The 22,015-nt window shown below is 69.7% G+C and carries 20 protein-coding genes; 12 read left to right on the forward strand and 8 right to left on the reverse strand.

All coding sequences use genetic code 11. From position 1 onward, the window contains the following. Positions 1–26: 26 nt before the first annotated feature. Both OHA68_RS19625 and OHA68_RS19630 read right to left on the reverse strand, forming a co-directional pair. Positions 27–908 (reverse strand): MurR/RpiR family transcriptional regulator, encoded by an 882-nt coding sequence (locus OHA68_RS19625; RefSeq protein WP_327108917.1) that lies wholly within the window; start codon positions 906–908, stop codon positions 27–29. After that, positions 893–2,377, reverse strand: coding sequence for a glycoside hydrolase family 3 protein (locus OHA68_RS19630; protein ID WP_327108918.1), 1,485 nt, complete (start codon positions 2,375–2,377; stop codon positions 893–895). The genes OHA68_RS19625 and OHA68_RS19630 overlap by 16 nt, the downstream gene beginning before the upstream one ends. Positions 2,378–2,465: 88 nt before the next feature. On the opposite strand from OHA68_RS19630, the gene OHA68_RS19635 reads away from it, so the two are divergent. Together OHA68_RS19635 and OHA68_RS19640 are read left to right on the forward strand one after the other, a co-directional pair. After that, entirely contained in the window at positions 2,466–3,995 is a 1,530-nt protein-coding gene (locus OHA68_RS19635) for a glycoside hydrolase family 10 protein (protein WP_327108919.1), read from the forward strand. A gap of 12 nt (positions 3,996–4,007) precedes the next feature. Beyond that, positions 4,008–5,126 carry an anhydro-N-acetylmuramic acid kinase gene (locus OHA68_RS19640; protein WP_327108920.1) on the forward strand — a complete coding sequence of 373 codons (1,119 nt, stop codon included), beginning with the start codon at positions 4,008–4,010 and terminating at the stop codon, positions 5,124–5,126. Here OHA68_RS19640 and OHA68_RS19645 read toward each other — a convergent pair. Further along, positions 5,100–5,741 (reverse strand): FHA domain-containing protein, encoded by a 642-nt coding sequence (locus OHA68_RS19645; RefSeq protein ID WP_189141119.1) that lies wholly within the window; start codon positions 5,739–5,741, stop codon positions 5,100–5,102. The two genes, OHA68_RS19640 and OHA68_RS19645, sit on opposite strands and share 27 nt — an antisense overlap. Positions 5,742–5,922: 181 nt before the next feature. Here OHA68_RS19645 and OHA68_RS19650 point away from each other — a divergent pair, with 181 nt between their 5' ends. The 4 genes from OHA68_RS19650 (at position 5,923) to OHA68_RS19665 (ending at position 9,780) form a co-directional block, all read left to right on the forward strand. Next, the gene (locus OHA68_RS19650) at positions 5,923–7,044 is read left to right on the forward strand and encodes a citrate/2-methylcitrate synthase (protein WP_327108921.1); all 1,122 of its coding nucleotides are present in this window, start codon (positions 5,923–5,925) and stop codon (positions 7,042–7,044) included. Between the two features lie 4 nt (positions 7,045–7,048). Continuing rightward, a complete protein-coding gene (locus tag OHA68_RS19655) occupies positions 7,049–7,348 on the forward strand; it encodes a DUF3017 domain-containing protein (protein WP_189141117.1) in 300 nt (99 codons plus the stop codon). Between the two features lie 51 nt (positions 7,349–7,399). Further along, on the forward strand, positions 7,400–8,614 hold the full coding sequence (locus OHA68_RS19660) for an NADP-dependent isocitrate dehydrogenase (protein ID WP_327108922.1): 1,215 nt from the start codon (positions 7,400–7,402) through the stop codon (positions 8,612–8,614). Between the two features lie 176 nt (positions 8,615–8,790). Then, a complete protein-coding gene (locus tag OHA68_RS19665; RefSeq protein ID WP_327108923.1) occupies positions 8,791–9,780 on the forward strand; it encodes a polysaccharide deacetylase family protein in 990 nt (329 codons plus the stop codon). Between the two features lie 31 nt (positions 9,781–9,811). Here the strand turns inward: OHA68_RS19665 and OHA68_RS19670 are convergent, their stop codons facing one another. After that, the gene (locus tag OHA68_RS19670; protein ID WP_327108924.1) at positions 9,812–10,951 is read right to left on the reverse strand and encodes a saccharopine dehydrogenase family protein; all 1,140 of its coding nucleotides are present in this window, start codon (positions 10,949–10,951) and stop codon (positions 9,812–9,814) included. Between the two features lie 170 nt (positions 10,952–11,121). Between OHA68_RS19670 and OHA68_RS19675 the strand changes: the two genes are divergently transcribed. Both OHA68_RS19675 and OHA68_RS19680 read left to right on the forward strand, forming a co-directional pair. Continuing rightward, the gene (locus OHA68_RS19675) at positions 11,122–13,230 is read left to right on the forward strand and encodes a serine/threonine-protein kinase (RefSeq protein ID WP_327108925.1); all 2,109 of its coding nucleotides are present in this window, start codon (positions 11,122–11,124) and stop codon (positions 13,228–13,230) included. A 54-nt stretch (positions 13,231–13,284) separates the two neighbouring features. After that, on the forward strand, positions 13,285–14,259 hold the full coding sequence (locus tag OHA68_RS19680) for a malate dehydrogenase (RefSeq protein WP_327108926.1): 975 nt from the start codon (positions 13,285–13,287) through the stop codon (positions 14,257–14,259). Positions 14,260–14,300: 41 nt separating this feature from the next. Here OHA68_RS19680 and OHA68_RS19685 read toward each other — a convergent pair whose 3' ends face one another. Both OHA68_RS19685 and galE read right to left on the reverse strand, forming a co-directional pair. Further along, the gene (locus tag OHA68_RS19685) at positions 14,301–14,426 is read right to left on the reverse strand and encodes a hypothetical protein (protein ID WP_263653277.1); all 126 of its coding nucleotides are present in this window, start codon (positions 14,424–14,426) and stop codon (positions 14,301–14,303) included. A gap of 67 nt (positions 14,427–14,493) precedes the next feature. Further along, the gene (gene galE / locus OHA68_RS19690; protein ID WP_327108927.1) at positions 14,494–15,441 is read right to left on the reverse strand and encodes a UDP-glucose 4-epimerase GalE; all 948 of its coding nucleotides are present in this window, start codon (positions 15,439–15,441) and stop codon (positions 14,494–14,496) included. A gap of 86 nt (positions 15,442–15,527) precedes the next feature. Between galE and OHA68_RS19695 the strand changes: the two genes are divergently transcribed. From OHA68_RS19695 to OHA68_RS19705, 3 genes are all read left to right on the forward strand, one after another. Beyond that, positions 15,528–16,841: a hemolysin family protein gene (locus tag OHA68_RS19695; RefSeq protein WP_327108928.1), complete on the forward strand. Its 1,314-nt coding sequence runs from the start codon at positions 15,528–15,530 to the stop codon at positions 16,839–16,841. Positions 16,842–16,855: 14 nt separating this feature from the next. Further along, complete coding sequence (gene trpS, locus OHA68_RS19700) at positions 16,856–17,860, forward strand: tryptophan--tRNA ligase (protein ID WP_189144461.1); 1,005 nt, start codon at positions 16,856–16,858, stop codon at positions 17,858–17,860. A 262-nt stretch (positions 17,861–18,122) separates the two neighbouring features. Then, the gene (locus tag OHA68_RS19705; protein WP_327109527.1) at positions 18,123–19,187 is read left to right on the forward strand and encodes a YihY/virulence factor BrkB family protein; all 1,065 of its coding nucleotides are present in this window, start codon (positions 18,123–18,125) and stop codon (positions 19,185–19,187) included. Here OHA68_RS19705 and OHA68_RS19710 read toward each other — a convergent pair. Then, a complete protein-coding gene (locus tag OHA68_RS19710; RefSeq protein ID WP_327108929.1) occupies positions 19,176–20,297 on the reverse strand; it encodes a D-alanyl-D-alanine carboxypeptidase family protein in 1,122 nt (373 codons plus the stop codon). The genes OHA68_RS19705 and OHA68_RS19710 overlap by 12 nt on opposite strands. 98 nt (positions 20,298–20,395) lie before the next feature. On the opposite strand from OHA68_RS19710, the gene OHA68_RS19715 reads away from it, so the two are divergent. Next, the gene (locus OHA68_RS19715) at positions 20,396–20,596 is read left to right on the forward strand and encodes an SCO4848 family membrane protein (protein ID WP_327108930.1); all 201 of its coding nucleotides are present in this window, start codon (positions 20,396–20,398) and stop codon (positions 20,594–20,596) included. On the opposite strand, the gene OHA68_RS19720 is transcribed toward OHA68_RS19715, so the two are convergent. Further along, positions 20,559–21,962: a peptide ligase PGM1-related protein gene (locus OHA68_RS19720; protein WP_327108931.1), complete on the reverse strand. Its 1,404-nt coding sequence runs from the start codon at positions 21,960–21,962 to the stop codon at positions 20,559–20,561. The genes OHA68_RS19715 and OHA68_RS19720 overlap by 38 nt on opposite strands. Positions 21,963–22,015 lie beyond the last annotated feature (53 nt).

Here is a 22,015-nt window from a genome sequence, read left to right on the forward strand (position 1 = left end):
TCAGGTAGCAGGGCTCACGAAGATTTTCAGGTGCGGCGGCGGTAGCGGTCGGTGGCTTCGCGGGTGGCTCGGATGGCGGCGTCCGCTCGGTCGTACGTGCGCTGGGCCAGCCCTACGAAGATGCAGTCCACGATCAGCAGCTGGCTGATCCGGCTGGCCAGCGCCCCGGGGCGGAACGCCGTCTCGCGGCCGGCCGAGATCAGGGTGTGGTCGGCCATGCCCGCCAGTGATGAGCGGGGGTTGTTGGTGATGGCCACCACCAGGGCGCCCGCCTCGGCCGCGGTGCGGGCCGGGACGAGCACGTCGGGGGTCTCGCCGCTGCAGCTGATCGCCACCACCACGTCGCCGCCCTTGAGCAGCGCGGCGCTGGTCAACGCCAGGTGGGCGTCGCTGAACGGGTGGATGGACAGGCCGATCCGCAGCAGTTTCTGCGCCATGTCGGTGGCCACCAGCCCGGAGGCGGCCACGCCGTACACGTCCACCCGGCGGGCGCCCACGATGGCAGTGACGACCTCGCCCAGTTGGCCGGGGTCGAGCTGGGCGGCGGTGTCGGCGATCGCTTCGGACTCGGCCCGGGCCACCTTGGCGATCACGTCGGTGAGCGGGTCGTCGGGGCCGAGGTCGCCGGGGACCAGCCGTTCCGGCTCCTTGGCCACGGCGGCGGCCAGGGCGAAGCGCATCTGTGAGTAGCCGCCGAAGCCGAGTGCCCTGGCGGTGCGCACGATGGTCGCCTCGCTGGTCCCGGACACCCCGCTGAACTCGGTGATCGTGCTGCGCACGACCAGGCCGGGGTCGTCCAGGATGAGGCGGGCGATGGACTGCGCCGCCGGGGTGAGCGACGGCAGCACGGCTCGTACGGCCGCGACGGGGTTGGCCGGTTCGGGGACCGGGGTCACGAGGTCAGCCACTCGGCCACGGCCTGGGCGGAGACGCGGGAGATGCCGTGGGTGGCGAGGTGCGCGGCGCCGGAGGGGGCGTCCGGGATGCCGGTGTCCACGATGATCACATCCGGCCGCTCCTGTACGGCCTGCGCCACCCGGTCCTGGACCCAGGGGTGCCGGGCGGCGTCGTGCACCACGAGCACGACGGGCCGTTGCGCCGCCCCCGACCCGAGCCCGGCACCGGCCGCGAGTCCGGGGCCGAGGCGGGGGAGCGGGCCGCCGGGCTCCAGCTGTACGCGGGCGGTGTCGGGGAGCAGGGCGGTCAGCGCGGCGGTGACGCCGGCCGGGGTCCCGGGGTCCACGGCCTGGCTGAGACGGGTGTTGACCTCCACCACGAGCGGCCCCCGGGTCAGGGTCGCCGAGCCGGTCACGGTCAGCGCGGCGCGGGCGGCGTCCAGGCCGACGTGCGCGTCGGCGTCGTCGGCGTCGGAGTCGGAGTCGGCGGCGCGCAGGGCCGCCTGCTCGCCGTACCAGCTCGCCAGGGCGTGCACCCGGGCGCCCGCTTCCGCCAGCCGCTCCTCGGACAGGCTGCCGGAGCGCACGGCGGCCACGATGGCGTCGCGGATCTCGTACAGGCTCTGTTCGGTGGTCAGGCCGACGCAGACGGCGTCGACGCCGGCGGCGAGCGCGCGGGCGGTGATCTCGCCGGGGGTGAACCTGGCGGCCACCGCCCGCATCTCGATGGCGTCCGTGACGAGCATCCCGTCGAAGCCGAGCTCGCCCCTGAGGAGCTCGGTCAGGATGGTACGGCTGAGCGTCGCGGGCGAGTCGGGATCCAGGGCGGGGACGAGGAGGTGGCCGCACATGACCGAGCGCACCCCGGCCGCGATGGCGGCCTGGAACGGCGGCAGGTCGCGGGCGAAGAGCGTGTCGCGGGAGGCGTGCACGGTGGGCAACTCCAGGTGGGAGTCGGTGACCGTGTCGCCGTGGCCGGGGAAGTGCTTGGCGCAGGCGGCGACGCCGGCGCCCTGGATGCCGTTGACGTAGGCCACGGTGTGGCGGGCCACCAGGTCGGCGGTGGGGCCGAAGGAGCGGACGCCGATGACCGGGTTGGCGGGGTTGGCGTTCACGTCGGCGGCCGGGGCGTAGTCCAGGGTGACGTCGGCGCGCGCGAGCATGCGGCCGATCTGGCGGGCCACCCGTTCGGTCAGCGCCACGTCGTCGACCACGCCGAGTGCGCGGTTGCCGGGGAAGGAGCTGCCGGAGGAGACTTCGAAGCGGGTGACCACGCCTCCCTCCTCGTCGACGGCGACGACGGCGGCGGGGTTCTCGGCCCTGATCTGCTGGACGACCTGCGCACTCGGCGCGTTGCGGGCGAACAGCACGACACCGCCGAGCCCCTGGCCGAGCGCCTTGCGCATCCAGTCGGGGACCGAAGTCCCCGCGTAGCCTGGCTGGAGAACTGCCATGGCCAGTCGGTACAGGTCAGCGGTCATTCGGCATTTTCCTTCACAGTTGTTGATCCGAAGGTAATTTTCTGTCATCGTCGCCCTCGACACAACCTCTTCCGAGGAGCCACCCCCCATGCACGACCGAAGGACCCTCCTCAAAGGTCTCGCACTGGCCGCAGCGGCCTCAGCGGTCCCCCTCCCCGCGTTCGCGGCCACCGATCACGTGCCCCCGCTGCGCCAGATGCGCGGCATGTGGATCGCGTCGGTGGTGAACATCAACTGGCCGTCCAAGCAGGGCCTGAGCGCCGACCAGCAGAAGGCCGAATACCTCGCCTGGCTGGACCTGGCCGTCGAGCGCAAGCTGAACTCGGTGTTCGTGCAGATCAGGCCGACCGCGGACGCCTTCTGGCCGTCGCCGTTCGAGCCCTGGTCGCACTGGCTGACGGGCGTCCAGGGGCAGGACCCCGGCTACGACCCGCTCGGCTTCGCCGTGGCCGAGACGCACAAGCGCGGCCTGGCCTTCCATGCCTGGTTCAACCCGTACCGCGTCTCCATGCAGGCGGACCCGGCCCAGCTGCACCCCGACCACCCCGGGCGCAAGCACCCCGACTGGATCCTGCCGTTCGGCGGCAAGCTCTACTACAACCCGGGCATGCCGGAGGTCCGTAAGTTCTGCCAGGACGCGATGCTGGACGCGCTGACCCGCTACGACATCGACGGCCTGCACTTCGACGACTACTTCTACCCGACGAACAGCACGGACTTCGACGACAGCGCCGCCTTCGCCCAGTACGGCGGCGGCTTCCCCGACCTGGCCGCCTGGCGCCGGCACAACGTGGACCTGATGGTCTCGGAGATGCAGCAGCGGGTGCGCGCGGCCAAGCCGGAGACCGCGTGGGGCATCAGCCCGTCCGGCATCTGGCGCAACAAGGGCACCGACCCGCTCGGCTCCGACACCAACGGCGGTCAGTCCTACGACAACCTGCACGCCGACACCCGCGGCTGGGTGCGCAAGGGCTGGCTGGACTACATCGCGCCGCAGCTCTACTGGTACATCGGGCAGCCGCCCGCCGACTACTCGAAGCTGGTGCCGTGGTGGTCCGGCGTGGCCGACGGCACCGGCACCCTGCTGTGGATCGGCCAGGCCGCCTACAAGGCGGGTGATCCCGCGCAGGCGCCCGAGTGGCAGGACCCGGCCGAGCTGTCCGACCATCTCACGCTCAACCGCGACCACCGGCAGATCGGCGGCGACATCTGGTACAACGCCAACGACCTGCGCGCCGACCGGATCGGCTCTATCAGCACCGCGGTCAACGACCACTACACGCGACCGGCGCTCGCGCCCGTGCTGCCCAGGCTCGCGAAGGGAAGGCCGCCGCACCGGCCGGTGCTGGCCTACGCGATCCGGCGGCACGGCGGGGTGGAGGTGCGCGCGGTGGCCACCGGGCGGGACGAGCCGTTCCAGTTCGCCGTCTTCCGCTTCCCGAGCCGGGCGTCGTCGTCGGGCTTCCGTGACGCCCGCCACCTGGTCGCCGTCCTCCCGGGCGACCGGCAGGTGAGCTGGCGGGATGCGGACGGCCGGCGCGGGGACCACTACTACGTGGTGGCGGTGGACCGGGCCAACCGCACCAGCGAGCCGAGCAACGGCTTCAAGGTCATCTAGGGGGACGTTACGATGCGGGTTCTCGGTCTCATCTCGGGCACCTCACACGACGGTGTGGACAGCGCCGTGGTGGACTGGTCGCTGGACGGCGACGTGCTGACCGGCACGCTGCTGCATCTGGGGGAGCGGCCGTACGAGCCTGGGCTGAGAGCCCGCATCGTGGCGGCGCTGCCGCCGCACCGGATCGACCTGGGCGAGGTCTGCGCGCTGGACACGCTCATCGGCCAGGCGTTCGCGGACGTGGCGGCCGGGTTGCCGGCCGACCTGATCTGCTCCCACGGTCAGACCCTGTTCCACTGGGTGGAGGACGGGCGGGTGCTGGGCACCCTGCAGCTCGGCCAGCCGGCCTGGATCGCCGAGCGGACCGGGCTGCCGGTGGTGTCGGACGTACGGGCGCGCGACGTCGCGGCGGGTGGGCAGGGGGCGCCGCTGGTGTCCTATCTCGACCTGCTGCTCATGGCGGGCATGCCGGGCCGTACCGGGGCGCTGAACCTGGGCGGGATCGCCAATCTGACCGTGCGGGAGCCGGTCCTCGCCTACGACACCGGGCCCGCCTGCGCGCTCATCGACGCCGCCGCGCCGCCGTACGACCGGGACGGCGAACTGGCGGCGGCGGGCACCGTCGACACCGGGCTCCTGGAGGAGCTGCTGGCCGAGCCGTACTACCGCATGGAGCCGCCCAAATCCACCGGCAAGGAGCTTTTCACGCCCGACTACGTACAGGCGGATCTGCCGCAGGCGGACCTGGTCGCCACGCTGACCGCGCTCACGGCCGAGACGGTGGCGGCGGAGATCCGCCGGCACCGCCTCGACACGGTGATCGTCTCAGGCGGCGGGGCGCGTAATCCCACGTTGATCAGCATGCTGCGCTCGCGTACGTCGCCGGCGACCTTCGTGACCAGCGACGAACTCGGCGTGCCCGCCGACGGCAAGGAGGCGATCGCCTTCTCGCTGTTCGGCTGGCTCACCGCACACGGCCTGCCCGCCACCGTGCCCAGGTGCACGGGCGCCTCGGGCGCCCGGATCCTGGGCACGATAACGCCAGGTTCCGATCCGCTGACGCTGCCGGAACCCCTCGCCGAAGCCCCGGTCGCGATCCGCCTCTCAGGAAGCCCTGCGTCCCGCCGCTGACGGCTCGGCAGGGGCCCCCGACCGCTGTGGTGGCACCACAGGTGTCGGGCGCACCAGGCCCAGCGCGACGACCTCGTTGGCCAGCCGTGTGCGCCGGTTGGTGCCTTCGGGAATCCTGAACTTCTGATACAGCCGCAGCAGGTGCTGCTTGACCGCGGCTTCGGTCACAACCAGGTCGTCGGCGATTTCCCGTGCGGTAGCCGGGGCGACGAACGCCTCGTCCGACAGCGCCGGCCTGCAGAGCGAGGTCAGCACATCGACCTCGCGTCTGGTCAGCTCGGGCGCCGCGGCTCTGCGGAGTTCGACCTCGGGGGTGAAGTCCTCACGGGGGACTCCACCGATGCGACCGCGGGCCGCGCCGAAGGAGACGACGTCGCCGTCGTCAAGCACCCTCCGGGCGATCGGCCTGCCGTTCACCCGTGTGCCGTTGCGGGACAGGCCCAGGTCAACGACATACAGGTAGGGTCCTCGCCTGACGAACTCGGCATGGAGCCGAGACACGCTGGGATCGCTGAGCCGGATGTCCGCGCCCCGGCCCCTTCCCACCGTCGTGATCTCGGGGCGCAACGGGACCACCTCGCCGGTGTCCTCGATGCGTATGAACGGCCCCTCCACGGCAGTTCCTCCCCAGGTAGCCCGCCGTAACTATTACTACAGCTGCGGCTTACCCAAACGTGGGGATGCGGAATCGCCTTTGCCGAAACGAGAATCGCGCTTGAAATTGATCTGACCCCTTGAGACTGGTTTTGCCTGCTCACAGGTAGACTTCCACGGGAGATAAGCGGAGGAAGTACACATGGCGGACAAGCCCACAAAAGGCCTGGCAGATGTCGTCGCGGCGTCCACAGCGCTCAGCGACATCGACGGGAAGGCCGGTCGCCTGTTCTATCGTGGATACGACATCCACGACCTGGCCGGCCGCGCGACGTTCGAGGAGACCGCACACCTGCTGCAGCGCGGAAAGCTGCCCGACCGGGCCGAGCTCGCCGCCTACGGTGAGGAGCTGGTGCGTGGCCGGGAGCTGGGCCCGCTCGTCTCGGCGAACATCTCCGAGATCGCGGAGAAGCAGAAACCGATGGAGGCGCTGCGCACCCTGGTGTCGCTCGCCGGCGCGGACGACCCGGACAAGGACAGCAACGCGCGCGAGGCCAACCTGGCCAAGGCCGCCCGCCTCACCGCGCAGCAGGCCCTGCTGGTCGCCCGCTACCACGCCGCCCGCACCGGCGGCCAGGCACCCGAGCCGGATCCCGCGCTCAGCGTCGCCGCGAACTTCCTGCTCCAGGTCACCGGCCGCAGCCCGGCACGGCGCGAGGTCGAGATCTTCGACTCCTGCCTGGTGCTGCACGCCGACCACACCATGAACGCCTCCACCTTCGCCGCCCGCGTCTGCGCCGCGACCCTGTCGGACATGCACTCCGCCATCGTCGCCGCCATCGGCACGCTCAAGGGCCCGCTGCACGGCGGAGCGAACGAGCAGGTCATGAAGACGCTGGAGTCGATCTCACCGACGGGCGTCGCCCAGGCCGTGCGCGACAAGCTCGAGGCCGGCGAGAAGATCATGGGCTTCGGCCACCGCGTTTACAAGACCGAGGACCCGCGCGCCACCCACCTGCGCAAGATGTCGCAGGAACTCGCCGAGGCGACCGGGGACGATACCTACTACCGGATGTCCAAGGAGATGGAAGAGGTCGTCTTCGAGACCAAGGGGCTCTATCCGAACGTCGACTTCTACGCGGCGTCCGTCTACCACTACCTTGGAATCCCGACCGACCTGTTCACTCCCGTCTTCTCGATCAGTCGCATGTCCGGCTGGACCGCGCACGTGATCGAGCAGCACGCGGACAACCGCCTGATTCGCCCGGACAGCGAATACATCGGCGAGACGGACCAGAAGTGGAAGCCGATCGACGAACGATGAGCCTTTGAGCGAGAACTACGAGCGTGAGAGCTGGGGGCCGTACCCGCTGATCCTGGCGAGTGCGGCCGTCGGCGTGGGCTTGATCTTCCTCATCGACGTGCGGTGGGGCGGGTTCGCCGTGGGCGCCGTCCTCATGCTCGGCGCCGCGCTGCGCTTCGCCGGCTACGGCGGCCCGCTCGCCGTGCGCAGCAGGATCACCGACGTCATCACGCTCGGCCTGTCCGGCTTCGTGCTGGTCCTGAGCTCGCTGCTGCTCTACAACAACGCGTTGAAGGCGCTCATCCAGTCCCTTTTCTCCGGTTGAGGGGCGTCCGATAGCCTCAACGTATTCATTCAGTGAAGGGGAACCATTCGCATGCCCAAGATCAAGGTGGAGGGTTCGGTCGTCGAGCTTGACGGCGACGAGATGACCCGGATCATCTGGCAGTTCATCAAGGACCAGCTGATCCTTCCCTACCTCGACGTCGACCTGAAGTACTACGACCTCGGCATCGAGAAGCGCGACGCCACGGACGACCAGATCACGATCGACGCCGCCAACGCCATCAAGAAGTACGGCGTCGGTGTGAAGTGCGCCACCATCACCCCGGACGAGGCGCGGGTGGAGGAGTTCGGGCTCAAGAAGATGTGGAAGTCCCCGAACGGGACCATCCGCAACATTCTCGGCGGTGTCATCTTCCGTGAGCCGATCATCATGTCCAACGTGCCGAGGCTCGTGCCCGGGTGGACCAAGCCGATCGTCGTCGGCCGTCACGCCTTCGGCGACCAGTATCGCGCCACCGACCTGAAGGTCCCCGGCGAGGGCAAGCTCACCCTCACCTACACGCCGAAGGACGGCTCCCAGCCGGTCGAGCTCGACGTGTACGACTTCCCGGGCCCCGGCATCGCGATGGCCATGTACAACCTGGACGAGTCCATCCGCGACTTCGCCCGCGCGTCCCTGCGCTACGGCCTGAACCGCAACTACCCGGTCTACCTCTCGACGAAGAACACCATCCTCAAGGCGTACGACGGCCGCTTCAAGGACATCTTCGCCGAGGTCTTCGAGACCGAGTTCAAGGACGAGTTCGCCGCCGCCGGCATCACCTACGAGCACCGCCTCATCGACGACATGGTCGCCGCGGCCATGAAGTGGGAGGGCGGCTACGTCTGGGCGGCGAAGAACTACGACGGCGACGTCCAGTCCGACACCGTCGCGCAGGGCTTCGGCTCGCTCGGCCTGATGACCTCGGTGCTGATGACCCCCGACGGCCGCACCGTCGAGGCCGAGGCCGCGCACGGCACGGTGACCCGCCACTACCGCGAGCACCAGAAGGGCAACGCCACTTCCACGAACCCGATCGCCTCGATCTTCGCGTGGACCCGTGGCCTGGCCCACCGCGGCAAGCTCGACAACACCCCCGCGGTGACCGCGTTCGCCGACACGCTGGAGCAGGTCTGCGTCGAGACGGTCGAGAGCGGCCTGATGACCAAGGACCTGGCGCTGCTGGTCGGCGGCGACGCCAAGTGGCTGACCACCCAGGACTTCCTGGGCGCGCTCGACGAGAACCTCAAGAAGAAGATGGCCTGAGCCGTCGCACGTGGAGGGCCGCCTGCGGGCGGCCCTTTTCGTGGTCCCACACCATCTCTTGGGTGATCGCTGGCGTGGCACGGTTGATCATCTGGGTATGAGCTCTCCGTAACCAGTCGTACGCGTTTCGGGGGGTTCGAATGCGACTGCCTTTCATCAGTGGCATGGGTGTGGTCATGGTCGCTGCGATCCTGTCCGGGTGCGGCTCCGAGCCGGTGGCCCAGGTCAAGGACACCAAGGCGGAGGCCGCCGCCAAGCTGCAGCGCAGCAAGGCCGCCAAGGTCGCGACCGCGGCCAAGGTCAAGGCCAACGAGCTGGGACAGATCCCGGTGCTCATGTGGCACCGCATCATTCCCAAACCGGCCACCACCGACGACCGCACGCCCGCGAAGTTCCGGGAGGATCTCGAACGGCTGATCAAGGACGGCTACGTGCCGATCACCGCGGCGGAGCTCGTCACCGGCAAGATCGACATTCCGGCGGGCAAGCACCCGGTCGTCCTCACCTTCGACGACTCCTCGCCCAGCCAGCTCACGATGGACGAGACGGGCACGCCGCAGAAGGACACCGCGGTCGCGATCCTCCAGGACGTGGCCGCCAAGAACCCGGGCTTCCGCCCGGTCGCCACCTTCTACGTCACCCGCGACATGTTCGGCAAGAGCCAGCGGGAGGAGCAGGCTCAGCTACTGATCTGGCTCAAGGACAACGGCTTCGACATCGGCAACCACACCCGCGACCACCACAACCTGCGCGGGCGCAGCAAGCAGCAGGTCGAGGAGCAGATCGGCAGCATCGCCGAGACGATCAACTCGCTGTCCCAGACCAAGCCGGTCTCGATCGCGCTGCCGTACGGCAACCAGCCCAGCAAGAAGGAGTGGGCCCTGCGCGGTCCCCACTACGAGCACCGGGGCGCCTTCCTGGCCGGCTACACGCCCGCGTCCTCGCCGTTCAGCAAGTCCTACGACCCGCTGGGCATCCCGCGCATCCGGGCCATGGACAAGAAGGGCGACTGCGCGCAGTTCTGCTCGACGGCGTGGCTCGACTGGCTGAAGGCCAACCCGGACATGCGCTACACCTCGGACGGGGACCCGGCGACCGTGGCGTACCCGAAGTTCAAGAATCCGTTCCTGCGCACCTCGTACAAGACCCGCTCGCTGGTGTACTAGCGGATGCCGAAGGGCCGCGCGGGCCGCGCGGTCACGGCCGGGTGCGGTCGCGGACGGTGAACGTGAGGCCGGCGCGCCGGAGCCGGTCGATGAGCGGGCGGCCCAGCGCGGCGGCGGTGGTGAGCTGGCCGGCGCGGTCCGGGACGTCGTCGAAGGCGAGGCAGAGGGCCGACTCGGCGAGCATCTTGGCCGTCTCGCCGTATCCCGGGTCGCCGCCCGCCACCTCCGTGACCACGCGCCGCCCGCCGCCCTCGCCGACGAAGGTCACCTTGAACCAGTTCCTGGCGCGCTGTTCGGGGGACGGGCCGTCGCCCGGCCGCAGGCGGGTCAGCAGCCGGTCACGGGCCGGCGGGATCCGGGCCAGGGCCGCCAGCGCGGCCGCCCCACCGGCCATGGTCAGCGCGGTGGGCAGCCGCCTGACCGCGTAGTGCTGGCGGTAGGTGAAGTCGGGGCCGTAGCGGTCGAGCAGGCGGGCCGAGTGGCCGACGATCCGCGGGTCGACAGTGGGCATCGGCAGCGCCCAGCCGCCCACGTACCGCAGGCCGCCCGGCCCGGCGCTGACCCGGCGCCCGGCCGGCGCCGGCTCGGTCGTCCGGCGCAGAGCCGCCGCCTCGGAGCCGTGCCGCCGCCGGGCGAGGATCGACACGGCCGAGTGGAACGTGCCCCCCGACGCGCTCCCGTGCACGCGCAGGAAGCCGCTGACCGTCAGCGGGACGTGCTCCGGCAGCTGCTCGACCGTGAACAGCACCCCCAGGTCGAAGGGGATGGAGTCGAAGCCGCAGGCGTGCACGAGCCTGGCGCCGGTGCGGACGGCCGTCGCGTGGTGCCGGAGGTACATGCGGTCGACGAACTCCGGCTCCCCCGTCAGGTCCAGGTAGTGCGTGCCGGCCTCGGCACACGCGGCCACGAGCGGCTCGCCGTACCTGATGTACGGCCCCACCGTCGTGACCACCACCCGCGCCCGCGCGGCCAGCTCGGCCAGCGACGCCGGATCGGCCGCGTCCGCGTACATGATCGGAACGTCGATGCCGAGTGCCTCCATCTTGGTACGGTTACGGCCTGCCATGGCCCACGTGACGGCGGGACCGGCGAATTCGGCGAGATAGGCGGCGGTGAGCGCGCCGGTGAACCCGCTGGCGCCGAAAAGCACGATGTCGTACGGACGGTCCATGGCCTGCGGCCTCCTGGAGGCACTGGTGCGGCGAAATGGGATGTGCGTCACCATTGTTGAAGGGGCGCGCGGTAAACCGTGACGTCACGAACGGTTAACAGTTCTCTGTGAAGTAGTCCGGCGTCGTAAAGTTTGCCTGGTCGGGCTTTGTGCACACGTGGGGAAGATGAATGCCGCAGATCTCGCCGCTCGTAGCCGGCGATCCCATCCAGTTGGGGTCGTTCGAGCTGTCCGGGCGGATCGGTGAGGGCGGGCAGGGCATCGTCTTCCTGGGCACCAGCAAAGAGGGCGAGCGGGCGGCCGTCAAATTGCTGCACGTGAAATTCACCGGTGACCTGAGCGCCCGGGCCCGTTTCGCCAGGGAGCTGAAGGCCGCCAAGCGGGTGGCGTCGTTCTGCACGGCCCGCGTGATCGAGGCCGACCTGGACGGCGACACGCCCTACATCGCCAGCGAGTACATCGAGGGCCCGGCGCTGAGGGAGATCGTCGACCGGGAGGGGCCGCTGCGCGGGACGGTGCTCGACCGGCTGGCCATCGGCACGGCCACCGCGCTGACCGCGATCCACCACGCCTCGATCGTGCACCGCGACCTCAAGCCCGACAACGTGCTCATCGCGGCCGACGGGCCCCGGGTGGTGGACTTCGGGATCGCCCGGATCATCGACTCGAGCGGGACGATCACCAGCAGGGCCATCGGGACGCCCGCCTACATGGCGCCGGAGCAGATCGCCGGCGACGAGGTCGGGCCCTACACGGACGTGTTCTCGTGGGGGGCGACGATCACGTTCGCGGCCACCGGGACGTCCGTGTTCGAGGGCAGCTCCATCGCCGCCGTGCTCAACCGGATCCTCAACCACGAGGTGGACGTGGAGATGATGCCGGAGCCGCTGCGCGGGGTGGTGCGGGCGGCCCTGTCCAAGTCGCCCGCCGACCGGCCGTCCGCCGACCAGATCCTGCTGCGGCTGCTCGGCCAGCCCGAGACCGTGGGCGCCTCCACGGCGGTGCTGAACCAGGGCGCGCAGGTGGCCGGCGACGACACCACGCCGTTCTCGCGGGTCTCACCGACGCTCGCCGACCGGGCCAGGCGGGAGTCGGCCGCGGGCATGGGCTCACTGCCCCAGCAGACCGGGGATGTGACGCCGTACCAGCACCTGGGTGGCCCGACGGGGGACCAGCGTCTGGGTGGCCCGACGGGGGACCAGCGTCTGGGTGGCCCGACGGGGGACCAGCGTCTGGGTGGCCCGACGGGGGACCAGCGTCTGGGCGGTCAGACGGGGGAAGTGGCGTCGTACCAGCGCCTGGGGGGTCAGACCGGGGATGTGGCGTCGTACCAGCACTCGGGGGGCCCGGGCGGGCATCAGCAGGCCGGTGGTGGGCCGTACCCGCAGGTGAGTCCCGCGCCCGTGCGGCGGCGCGGGCGCGGGAAGTGGTGGGCGGTGCTGGTCGCGGTGCTGGCGCTGGCCGCGGCCGCGACGCTGGTGGTCCTGGGGGACAGCTGGCAGCTGTTCGGGGCGGCCGGGTCCGGCGCCACCGAGGAGCAGCCCCCATCCGCCGGCTCGTCCGTGGCGGACAAGGTGGCCGGCACGGGGAAGATCCTGATCGGGGTGAAGGGGGACCTGCCGGGCGTCGGGCTCTCCCGTGGCGGCCGCTTCGAGGGGTTCGACGTCGACCTCGCCCGGCGGATCGCCGAGGAGCTGGGCGCCAAGCGGACCGACTTCGTCGCCGTGTCCAGGGCCGACAGGGCCGGCGCGCTGGCGGAGGGCAAGGTGGACCTCGTGGTCGCCACCTACTCGGTCAACGACGACGACGTCGAGTTCGCCGGCCCCTACTACCTCGCCCACCAGGACCTGCTGGTGCGCCCCGGGTCCATCGACTCGATCGAGGACCTGGAGGGCAAGAAGATCTGCGGCGTCAACAGCCCGTCCGTCGGCATCGTGCAGGACCGGGTGAAGGTCGAGCCGGTCCCGGCCGGCAACTACGCCGAGTGCATGGACCTGCTCAGGAGCGGCGCCGTGGACGCGGTGCCGGGCGACGACCTCATCCTGGCCGGATTCGCCGGCCGGGAGAACCAGCGCTACAAGGTGCTCGGCGCCAAGCTGAACGACGAGCGCTACGCCGTCGCGCTCAGAACGGGCGACGTCAAGACCTGCAAGGCGATCAACGGCGTGATCGCCGACCTCTACCGCACCGGGTTCATCAAGCAGCTCATGAAGAAACATTTCGCCAAGGTGGACTTCACACCGGAGTCGAAGGTGCCCGCGATGAATGCCTGCGAATGACGACCAGGTAACATCCGAAAGTCAGTGAATCTACCTGCGAGTTAGGGGAAGGCCATGGCCACGCCCGTCAAGGTGACCGTCACCGGAGCAGCCGGTCAGATCGGCTACGCGCTGCTGTTCCGCATCGCCTCGGGCCAGCTGCTGGGCCGGGACGTCCCGGTCAAGCTGAGTCTGCTGGAGATCCCGCAGGCGGTGAAGGCAGCCGAGGGCACCGCCATGGAGCTCGACGACTGTGCCTTCCCGCTGCTGTCCGGCATCGAGATCACCGACAGCCCGGACGTCGCCTTCAACGGCGCCAACGTCGCGCTGCTGGTGGGCGCCATGCCGCGTAAGGCCGGCATGGAGCGCGGTGACCTGCTCGGCGCCAACGGCGGCATCTTCGGCCCGCAGGGCAAGGCGATCAACGACCATGCCGCGGACGACATCAAGGTCCTGGTGGTGGGCAACCCCGCCAACACCAACGCGCTCATCGCCCAGCAGAACGCGCCGGACGTCCCGGCCGACCGCTTCACCGCGATGACCCGCCTCGACCACAACCGCGCGCTGTCGCAGCTCGCGGCCAAGCTGCAGGTCCCGGTGACCGAGATCAAGCACCTGACGATCTGGGGCAACCACTCCGCCACGCAGTATCCCGACCTCTTCCACGCCGAGGTCGGTGGCAAGATCGCGGCCGAGCAGGTCGACACCGAGTGGCTGCGTGACACGTTCATCCCGACGGTGGCCAAGCGCGGCGCCGCCATCATCGAGGCCCGTGGCGCCTCCTCCGCCGCCTCGGCCGCCAACGCGGCCGTCGACCACGTCTACGACTGGGTCAACGGCTCGGAGTGGACCTCGGCCGCGATCGTCTCCGACGGCTCCTACGGCGTGCCCGAGGGGCTCATCTCGTCGTTCCCGGTCCGGGCGGCGGGCGGCAAGTTCGAGATCATCCAGGGCCTGGAGATCGACCAGTTCTCCCGTGAGCGCATCGACGCCTCCGTGCGCGAGCTCACCGAGGAGCGCGACGCGGTGCGCGAGCTGGGCCTGATCTGACCTTCGCCCGTCCCGGCCGTGCTCCCCGCCCTGTCCCTGTCTCAGGGTTGGTGGGGAGTCGCCGGGTGGGTGATGGACGGTGTGCCAGGGGTGGGGTCGGGTGTCGCGAACACCACCCCGGCGGCGACCGTCATGCTGGCGAGCACGACGAGGATGCCGAGCAGCACCTTCGTGACCCTTGGTGAAAAGTTCCTCACATTTCGTATCAGAGCATAAATTCAGCCCTGGTATGAGTCATTTGCCGGAAAGCGCATCCCAGGCGTCCGAGACGATGTCCCCGAGGGAGGTCCGCTCGGCTTTCCACCCCAGCTCGCGCTGAATTTTCTCCGACGAGGCGACCAGCACCGCCGGGTCCCCGGCCCGGCGCGGGCCGACCACCGCGGGGATCTCGTGCCCGGTGACCTCGCGGCAGACCGAGATCACCTCCTGCACGGAGAAGCCGGTTCCGTTGCCCAGGTTGTAGACCTTGTGCTCACCCTCCTGGCAGGCGTCCAGCGCCAGCAGGTGGGCCCGCGCCAGGTCGGACACGTGCACGTAATCGCGCACACAGGTGCCGTCGGCCGTCGGATAGTCGGTGCCGAACACGCTGACGGACTCCCGCTCCCCGGTGGCGACCTTGAGGACGTTGGGGATGAGGTGGGTCTCCACGGCGTGCCGCTCGCGGTAGTGGCCGTAGGCGCCGGCGACGTTGAAGTAGCGCAGGCTGACCGCGCCCAGGCCGCGCAGCACCGCGTACGCCGACAGCGCCGTGTCCACGGCCAGCTTGGAGGCGCCGTAGGGGTTCGTCGGCCGGGTGGGGGCACTCTCCTGGATCGGCGAGCGCTCCGGCTCGCCGTACGTGGCCGCCGTCGAGGAGAACACGATCCTGCGCACGTCGCGCTCGCGCATGGCCTCCAGCAGCGCCAGCGTCCCGCCGAGGTTGTTGGCCCAGTAGAGCTCCGGCTTCTGCACCGACTCACCGACCAGTGACTTGGCCGCGAAGTGCAGCACCGCCTCCACCCCGTCGAGCGCGCCGCCCGCGTCGGTGATCGGGGCCTCGACGAACCGCGCCCCGCTCGGCACCGCGTCCGCGTGCCCGGTGGACAGGTCGTCGAGCACGGTCACCTCGTGGCCCGCCTCGATGAGTTGGGCGGCGACGACGCTGCCGACGTACCCGGCACCTCCGGTGACCAGCAGCCTCATGTTCACTCCTGTCTGAATATGTTTGATTTTGTACGGCTTGGCGTTCAGCATACGCGGGAAACTCGCCGAGTACGCTGCCAAACACCATGTTTGACACCGTCGTGGCCAACATCGCCCTGGTTCTACTGTTCATCCTGGTGGGAGGGTTCTTCGCCGCCGCCGAGATGGCCATGGTCTCGCTGCGGGAGAGCCAGGTCCGCAAGCTGTCCCACCTGGGCCGCCGTGGCGAGCGGGTCGCCAAGCTCGCCCGCGATCCCAATCGCTTCCTGTCCGCCGTGCAGATCGGCGTGACCGTCGCCACCATGCTCTCCGCCGCCTTCGGCGCCGACCGGCTCGGCATGCAGCTGTCTCCCGTCCTTGAGGGGTGGGGCGTGCCCGCCGCCTTCGCCCCCGTGCTCGCCCTCGTGCTGGTGACGCTGGCGATCTCGTACTTCTCCCTGGTGCTCGGCGAGCTGGCGCCCAAACGCCTGGCCCTGCAGCGGGCCGAGGGGCTGTCCCTGTTCGTCGCCCCCTTCCTGGACCGCATCGCCGCCCTGTCGCGCCCCATCATCTGGGCGCTGTCCAAGTCGACCGACGGCGTCGTCCGGCTGCTCGGCGGCAACCCGAAGGCCGACAGGGAGGAGGTGACCACCGAGGAACTGCGTGACATGGTCGTCGGGCACGCCGAGCTGACCACCGACGAGCGCAACCTCATCGCCGAGGTGTTCGCCGCCGGCAAGCGGCAGTTGCGCGAGGTCATGCTGCCGCGCACCGAGGTGGAGTTCATGGAGGCCGACACGCCGCTGGCCGAGGCCGCCGTGCTGGCCGCCGGGCTGCCGCACTCGCGCTTTCCCGTCTACCGCGAGTCCTATGACGAGGTCATCGGGTTCGTACACGTCAGGGACCTGCTGGACCCGGTGCTCACCGGCCGCACCGAGCCGCTGAGCGAACTGGTGCCGATCAGGCCCGCCAAGTTCGTGCCCGCCTCCAAACGGCTGCTCACGACCCTGTCGGAGATGCGCACCGAGGGGCAGCACATGGTCATCGTCATCGACGAGTACGGCGGCACCGCCGGCATCGTGACCATGGAGGACCTGGTCGAGGAGCTCATCGGCGACATCAGGGATGAGTACGACATCGAGGACGACACCGTGGTCCTCCCGGCCGGCGAGATCGAGATCGACGGCCTGACGAACCTCAACGACTTCAGCTCCGAAACCGGCATCCGGCTGCCCGACGGGCCCTACGAGACGCTGGGCGGCTTCGTCATGGCCATGCTCGGACACGTACCCGAGCTGAACGAGAAGGTCGAGGTGCCGGGCTTCGAGCTGACCGTGACCGAGCTCGACGGCCGCCGTATCGCCCGGGTGAGAGTGAAACGCCGTGCGCTGATCGAGTCGCCTCCTGAACAGGATTCCTGACACAATTGCCTGCTATGGCCAGACCTCGTGTACTCTCCGGCATCCAGCCCACTGCGGACTCCTTCCACCTGGGCAACTACCTGGGTGCGGTTCGTCAGTGGGTCACGTTGCAGGAGACCCACGACGCCTTCTACTGCGTGGTGGACCTGCACGCGATCACCGTCGCGACCGAGCCCGCCGCCCTGCGCCGCCGCAGCCGGGTGGCCGCCGCGCAGCTCTTCGCCGCCGGGCTCGACCCCGAACGCGCCACGGTCTTCGTGCAGTCGCACGTCCGTGAGCACACCGAGCTGGCGTGGATCCTGATCTGCCAGACCGGGATGGGGGAGGCCGCCCGGATGACCCAGTTCAAGGACAAGTCCGCCAAGTTCGGCGAGCAGGCCGCCAGCGTCGGCCTGTTCACCTATCCGATCCTCCAGGCCGCGGACATCCTGATCTACCAGGCCAACAGCGTCCCGGTGGGCGCCGACCAGAAGCAGCACCTGGAGCTCACCCGCGACCTCGGCCAGCGCTTCAACCACCGCTTCGGCGACACCTTCACGATCCCGGAGCCGTACATCCTCAAGGAGGTCGAGAAGATCACCGACCTCCAGGACCCGTCGGCGAAGATGTCCAAGTCCTCCTCCAGCCCCGCGGGCATCCTGGACGTCCTGGAGCAGCCGGGGCCGCTGCGCAAGAAGGTCATGCGCGCCGTCACCGACACCGGGTCCGAGGTGCTCTTCGACGAGGAGAACAAGCCGGGCATCTCCAACCTGCTGCGCATCCAGTCCGCGCTCACCGGGACCGCCATCCCCGACCTGGTCGCCCGTTACGAGGGGCAGGGCTACGGGACGTTCAAGAAGGAAGTGGCGGAGGCCGTGGTCGAGACCTTCACGCCGATCCGCGAGCGCACCGAGAAGCTCCTGGCCGACGAGGTGGAGCTCGACCGCCTGCTGGCCATCGGCGCCGAGCGCGCCCGCGTGGTGGCCCGCCACACCATGGCCGAGGTCCGGGACCGCGTCGGCTTCCTCCCCAGCCTCTGACCCTGCCCGGGCGGGCCCCCAAGGCCCGCCCGGCTTTAAATCTGCCGACCACGGGACTTTAAATCTGCCGAAGATCATATGGCTGGCGGAGCAGCGGTCTCGCTGGAAGGTCACTGGGTCGCGATGTGGCCGGGGGGTTGGGGGAGGCGGGTGGCGGCCGTCTGACGGGTCGTCGGCGGGCGTGGTACAAAAGTGCGCCGGTGGATACGAAGGCTCGCCTCGGGGCAGGTCTGCCGATACAGGGGACCTGAGAGGCAGCGTGATGGCGAGCCTGACCCAGCGGATCGACGTGGCCAAGAGCCGGGGGCGCCGGCTGATGGAGCACTGGCGGGTGCGCAGGCCGTTCTTCGATCATCTGCTCAGGACCGTGCAGCGCTATCAGGGTCAGTCGGGGGACCGGCTGGCGGGAGCGGTCACGTACTTCGCGTTTCTGTCGTTCTTTCCGCTGCTCGCGCTGGCCTTCGCGCTGCTGGGTTACCTGCTGGTGTTCGACGAGAGTGTGGAGCAGGCTCTGCGGGAGGCGATCCGGGAGCAGTTCCCCGGCGTGGCCGACCAGCTCGACCTGAGCTCCATCGAGAACGCCAAGGCGACCGCGGGGATCATCGGTCTGCTCGGTCTGCTCTACGCGGGCCTGGGGGCGGTGGACGCGCTGCGCGGGGCGCTGCGGGAGATCTCGATGACCACCGCGCCGCCGCTCAACTTCTTCGTCGGCAAGCTACGCGACCTCGTCTCCCTGCTGATGCTGGGGGTGACGCTGATCGTGTCGGTGCTGGTGGGCGGGCTGGCGACGCAGGCGACCCGGAACGTCGCGCTCTTCCTCTTCGGCGACAGCTCGCCGGTGGTCACGGCGGCGACCTGGCTCGTGGGGGTGCTGGGCAGTGTGGGCGCGGACTGGGTGCTGTTCGTGATCCTGCTGGGCTGGGTGGCCAGGCCCACCCGGCCGTTCCGGCTGATCGCCAGGGGGGCGCTGCTGGGCGCGGTCGGCTTCGGCGCGCTCAAACAGGTCGCGTCGCTGCTGCTGGCCCAGACGCTGAGCAATCCCGTGTACGGCGCGTTCGCGGTGATCGTCGGGCTGTTGATCTGGATCAACATCTCTGCCCGGCTGGTGCTCTACGTGGCCGCCTGGACCGCCACGGCCGGCCTCCCCCCGCCGCCGGCACCGTCACCCGTCCCCTCCTCAACCCCGGGAGCGTCCGAGGAGACGGGCCGGGACGCGTCCCAGGCGCCGGCCGGGCAGACACCCCGGCCGGCGCTCCCGTCAGCGCCCCAGCAGGCTCCCGAGCAGCCTCAGGAGGCGGTCCGGCCGACCAAGGCGTCACAGGCGTGAGCGGCGCCTGCGGCGGATGCCGTAGCCGAGCCAGATCAGCCCGAACAGCAGCCCGCCGCCGATGACGGCCGAGCCCAGCGTGCGGCTGGTGGCGGTCTGCTCGGAGGCGGCGTGGTCGAGCAGCGGCCGGGCGGCGCTCGTGCCGGAGGGCGCCACGGCCGGCGCGCTCGCCAGCGGGGCGGCCTGCTGGACCGGCGCCTGGACGGGGAGCGGGTCGACGAGCTGCCCGACCGGGGTGACCTTGCCCCTGGCGGTGAAGCCCCAGTCGAGGAGCTCGGGCACCTCGTTCCAGAAGTAGCCTGTGTGCTTCATGATCGCGACGATGATCGTGTGGCCGTTCCGGGTGGCCGCGCCGACGAAGGCGCCCTGGGCCTTGGAGGTCCAGCCGTTCTTGACGCCGATCATGCCCTTGTAGCGCCACAGCAGCTTGTTGTGGTTGCTGATCTCGTAGAACTTCTTCTTCGGCGCCGGGAACTTCGCGGTCTTCGTACTGATATATCGGCGGAATTCGGCGTTGGCGAGGCCGGCGCGGGCGATGAGCGCCAGGTCGTAGGCCGAGCTGCTCTGTCCGGGCTTGTCCAGCCCGCTGGGCGTCTTGGCCACGGTGTCGTTGGCCTGCAGGCGCTTGGCCTCGGCGTTCATGTCGGCCATCGTCCGGTCCAGGCCGCCGTTGGCCTCGGCCAGTGCCATCGCCGCGTCGTTGCCCGAGGACATCATCAGCGCCTTGAACAGGTCGTCGACCTTGTAGATCGGCGTGGACCGCAGGCCGACCGCGCTGCCTTCCTGGTTGACCGCGTTACGGCTCGGCTTGACCGTGAGGTCCTTGTCGAGCTTGGGGATGAGGGTGAGCGCGGTCAGCATCTTGAGCGTGCTGGCCGGCAGGTAGCGCCCGTGGGCGTTCCTGGCCGCGAGCACCTGACCGGTCTCGTGGTCGGCGATCACGTACGAGGTCGCCTTGGTCTTCGGCGGCGCCTTGATGCCCGCGGGCTTGACCAGGCCGCGGCTGCCGAGCGAGTCGCCGCCGACCGGCGGCGGCGTCGGTGCGGCGAGAGCGGCTCCCGTGAGGGGGCCGGCAAGAGTGACCGCGGTGAGGAGTGCCGTAGTAGACACCAGTTTCGTCCACATTACGGTCTCAGCGTAGCTTCGTGTTGTTACCCATGCGGCGACACATCCCCCGATGGTCTGCCTTCAACGCTAGAGAGAGTGGCATGTCACGAAAGATCGCCGGATTCCTCATCGCACTCGGCGTGTTCATGGTCTTCGAGTGGATCAACCTGGGGTTTAACCTGGCCGACGGGCACGCGACCGGCTTCTATGTGGTCCACGGCATCCTGATCGCGGTCAACATCATCCTGGCGGCCGTGCTCATGATCATCGGCGTACGAGGTCTCCGCAGAGCACGCGTCTAGTGCGGGCGTGCAGCTCGTTGGCCTGGTCACGGGAGTCGCCGATGGAGGTGAAGCCCAGCTTGCCATGCTCGGGCAGGGCGCCCAGCAGGTGGAAGACGTTGCCGGTGCGCGTTTCCTGGTCGAAGCCCAGGCCGAGCCGCTCCGCCGCGCGCACCACTTCGCCCGGCGTCCGCCCGCGCAGGCAGGAGGCCGCGCAGTTGTCGGTCGCGGTGTAGTGCTTGGGCCGGCCGTCGGCCATGAGCAGGCCGGTGCCGGGGTCGTAGTCGGCGCCGGTGGTCAGCAGCGTCGCGCCGTAGGGATGGGTGGTGCCGCCGATGCGCAGGTTGATCTCGCACAGCAGCGCGGCGTAGCCGGCGTCGGTCTTCATGGCGAAGAAGTCCATGCCGAACAGCCCGACCACGCCCTTGCTCGCCAGGACCTCGGCGATCCGGTCCGCCGAGGCGCCCACCTCGGCGCGGTACTCCTCCGCCGCCGGGAAGGTGCAGCCCTGGAAGACGTCGCCGTTGGCGCCGCCGAGCACCTGGTCGTGGGTGGCGAGCACCTCGTGCTGCCCGCCGGGCGTGATGCGGGCCAGCGCGCTGGGGTAGAACAGCGGCCGGTGCTCGATGTACTCCTCGACGACGGCCCCCCGCTCCAGGGCCTTCTCGGTGAAGCTGGCCCAGGTCTCCCCGGCGGCGGTGAAGCTGGTGCGTGACCGGTCGCTCTTGGCGAGGATGACGTTGCCGAGCCCCGAATAGCCGTCGTTCAGCTTGACGATCACTCGCTCGCCCGGCACCGACTCGATCGCGTCCTCGATCTCGGTCAGCGTGTGCAGGCCGCCGAAGCCGCGGGCCATGGGCACGCCCGCCGCGGTGCCCACCTCGCGGGAGCCGCTCTTGGAGCCGTAGTAGGCCAGCGTCGTCGCGGGACCGTAGAGGGGAACGTTCAGTGACGAGGCGAGCTGCTCCTCCAGCTCGCTCAGCACGAACGGGACCAGCCAGGCGTCACCTTCGATGGCGGAACGCAGCCGGTCCAGCACGTCGGGGGAGGAGAGCAGCGTTCTGGTCAAAGGCTGCAGATTCGGCTCGTCCAGGCTGATGAGCTCCAGCCGCTTGGCCGCCTCTTCCGGGTCGGGCAGGAAGCCGAGGTAGTAGTCGACGATCTCCGGATCGATCGGCGCGGAGGTGAGGTAGACCACCTTGACCTCGGGCCGGCGGAGCGTCAGAAGCAGGAAGAGCAGGCGCTCCTCGTAGCAGCGCGCGCCGGTGATGCGGCGCAGCTCGTCCTGCGGGAGAGACAGCGAGGGTACGACCACCAGGGTCCCCTCGCCCGGCTCGAAGATGCTCAACCTGGCATACTTCTCCCCGAACGGGATGTTAGTGATCATATAGCGAGTGAAACACGCATTATTCGCAAATGCAGCCAGCGCGGGAGTGTGAT

This window comes from Nonomuraea glycinis, assembly GCF_035920485.1.
GTDB lineage: Bacteria > Actinomycetota > Actinomycetes > Streptosporangiales > Streptosporangiaceae > Nonomuraea > Nonomuraea glycinis.

Bases quoted from the DNA above. Each gene is read 5' to 3' on its own strand.
- OHA68_RS19630 (WP_327108918.1), bottom strand. From the start codon at position 2,377: ATGACCGCTGACCTGTACCGACTGGCCATGGCAGTTCTCCAGCCAGGC.
- OHA68_RS19670 (WP_327108924.1), bottom strand. From the start codon at position 10,951: ATGGACCGTCCGTACGACATCGTGCTTTTCGGCGCCAGCGGGTTCACC.
- OHA68_RS19660 (WP_327108922.1), top strand. From the start codon at position 7,400: ATGCCCAAGATCAAGGTGGAGGGTTCGGTCGTCGAGCTTGACGGCGAC.
- OHA68_RS19665 (WP_327108923.1), top strand. From the start codon at position 8,791: ATGGTCGCTGCGATCCTGTCCGGGTGCGGCTCCGAGCCGGTGGCCCAG.
- OHA68_RS19695 (WP_327108928.1), top strand. From the start codon at position 15,528: ATGTTTGACACCGTCGTGGCCAACATCGCCCTGGTTCTACTGTTCATC.
- OHA68_RS19635 (WP_327108919.1), top strand. From the start codon at position 2,466: ATGCACGACCGAAGGACCCTCCTCAAAGGTCTCGCACTGGCCGCAGCG.
- OHA68_RS19680 (WP_327108926.1), top strand. From the start codon at position 13,285: ATGGCCACGCCCGTCAAGGTGACCGTCACCGGAGCAGCCGGTCAGATC.
- OHA68_RS19715 (WP_327108930.1), top strand. From the start codon at position 20,396: ATGTCACGAAAGATCGCCGGATTCCTCATCGCACTCGGCGTGTTCATG.
- OHA68_RS19705 (WP_327109527.1), top strand. From the start codon at position 18,123: ATGGCGAGCCTGACCCAGCGGATCGACGTGGCCAAGAGCCGGGGGCGC.
- OHA68_RS19675 (WP_327108925.1), top strand. From the start codon at position 11,122: ATGCCGCAGATCTCGCCGCTCGTAGCCGGCGATCCCATCCAGTTGGGG.
- OHA68_RS19640 (WP_327108920.1), top strand. From the start codon at position 4,008: ATGCGGGTTCTCGGTCTCATCTCGGGCACCTCACACGACGGTGTGGAC.
- galE (WP_327108927.1), bottom strand. From the start codon at position 15,441: ATGAGGCTGCTGGTCACCGGAGGTGCCGGGTACGTCGGCAGCGTCGTC.
- trpS (WP_189144461.1), top strand. From the start codon at position 16,856: ATGGCCAGACCTCGTGTACTCTCCGGCATCCAGCCCACTGCGGACTCC.
- OHA68_RS19650 (WP_327108921.1), top strand. From the start codon at position 5,923: ATGGCGGACAAGCCCACAAAAGGCCTGGCAGATGTCGTCGCGGCGTCC.
- OHA68_RS19720 (WP_327108931.1), bottom strand. From the start codon at position 21,962: ATGATCACTAACATCCCGTTCGGGGAGAAGTATGCCAGGTTGAGCATC.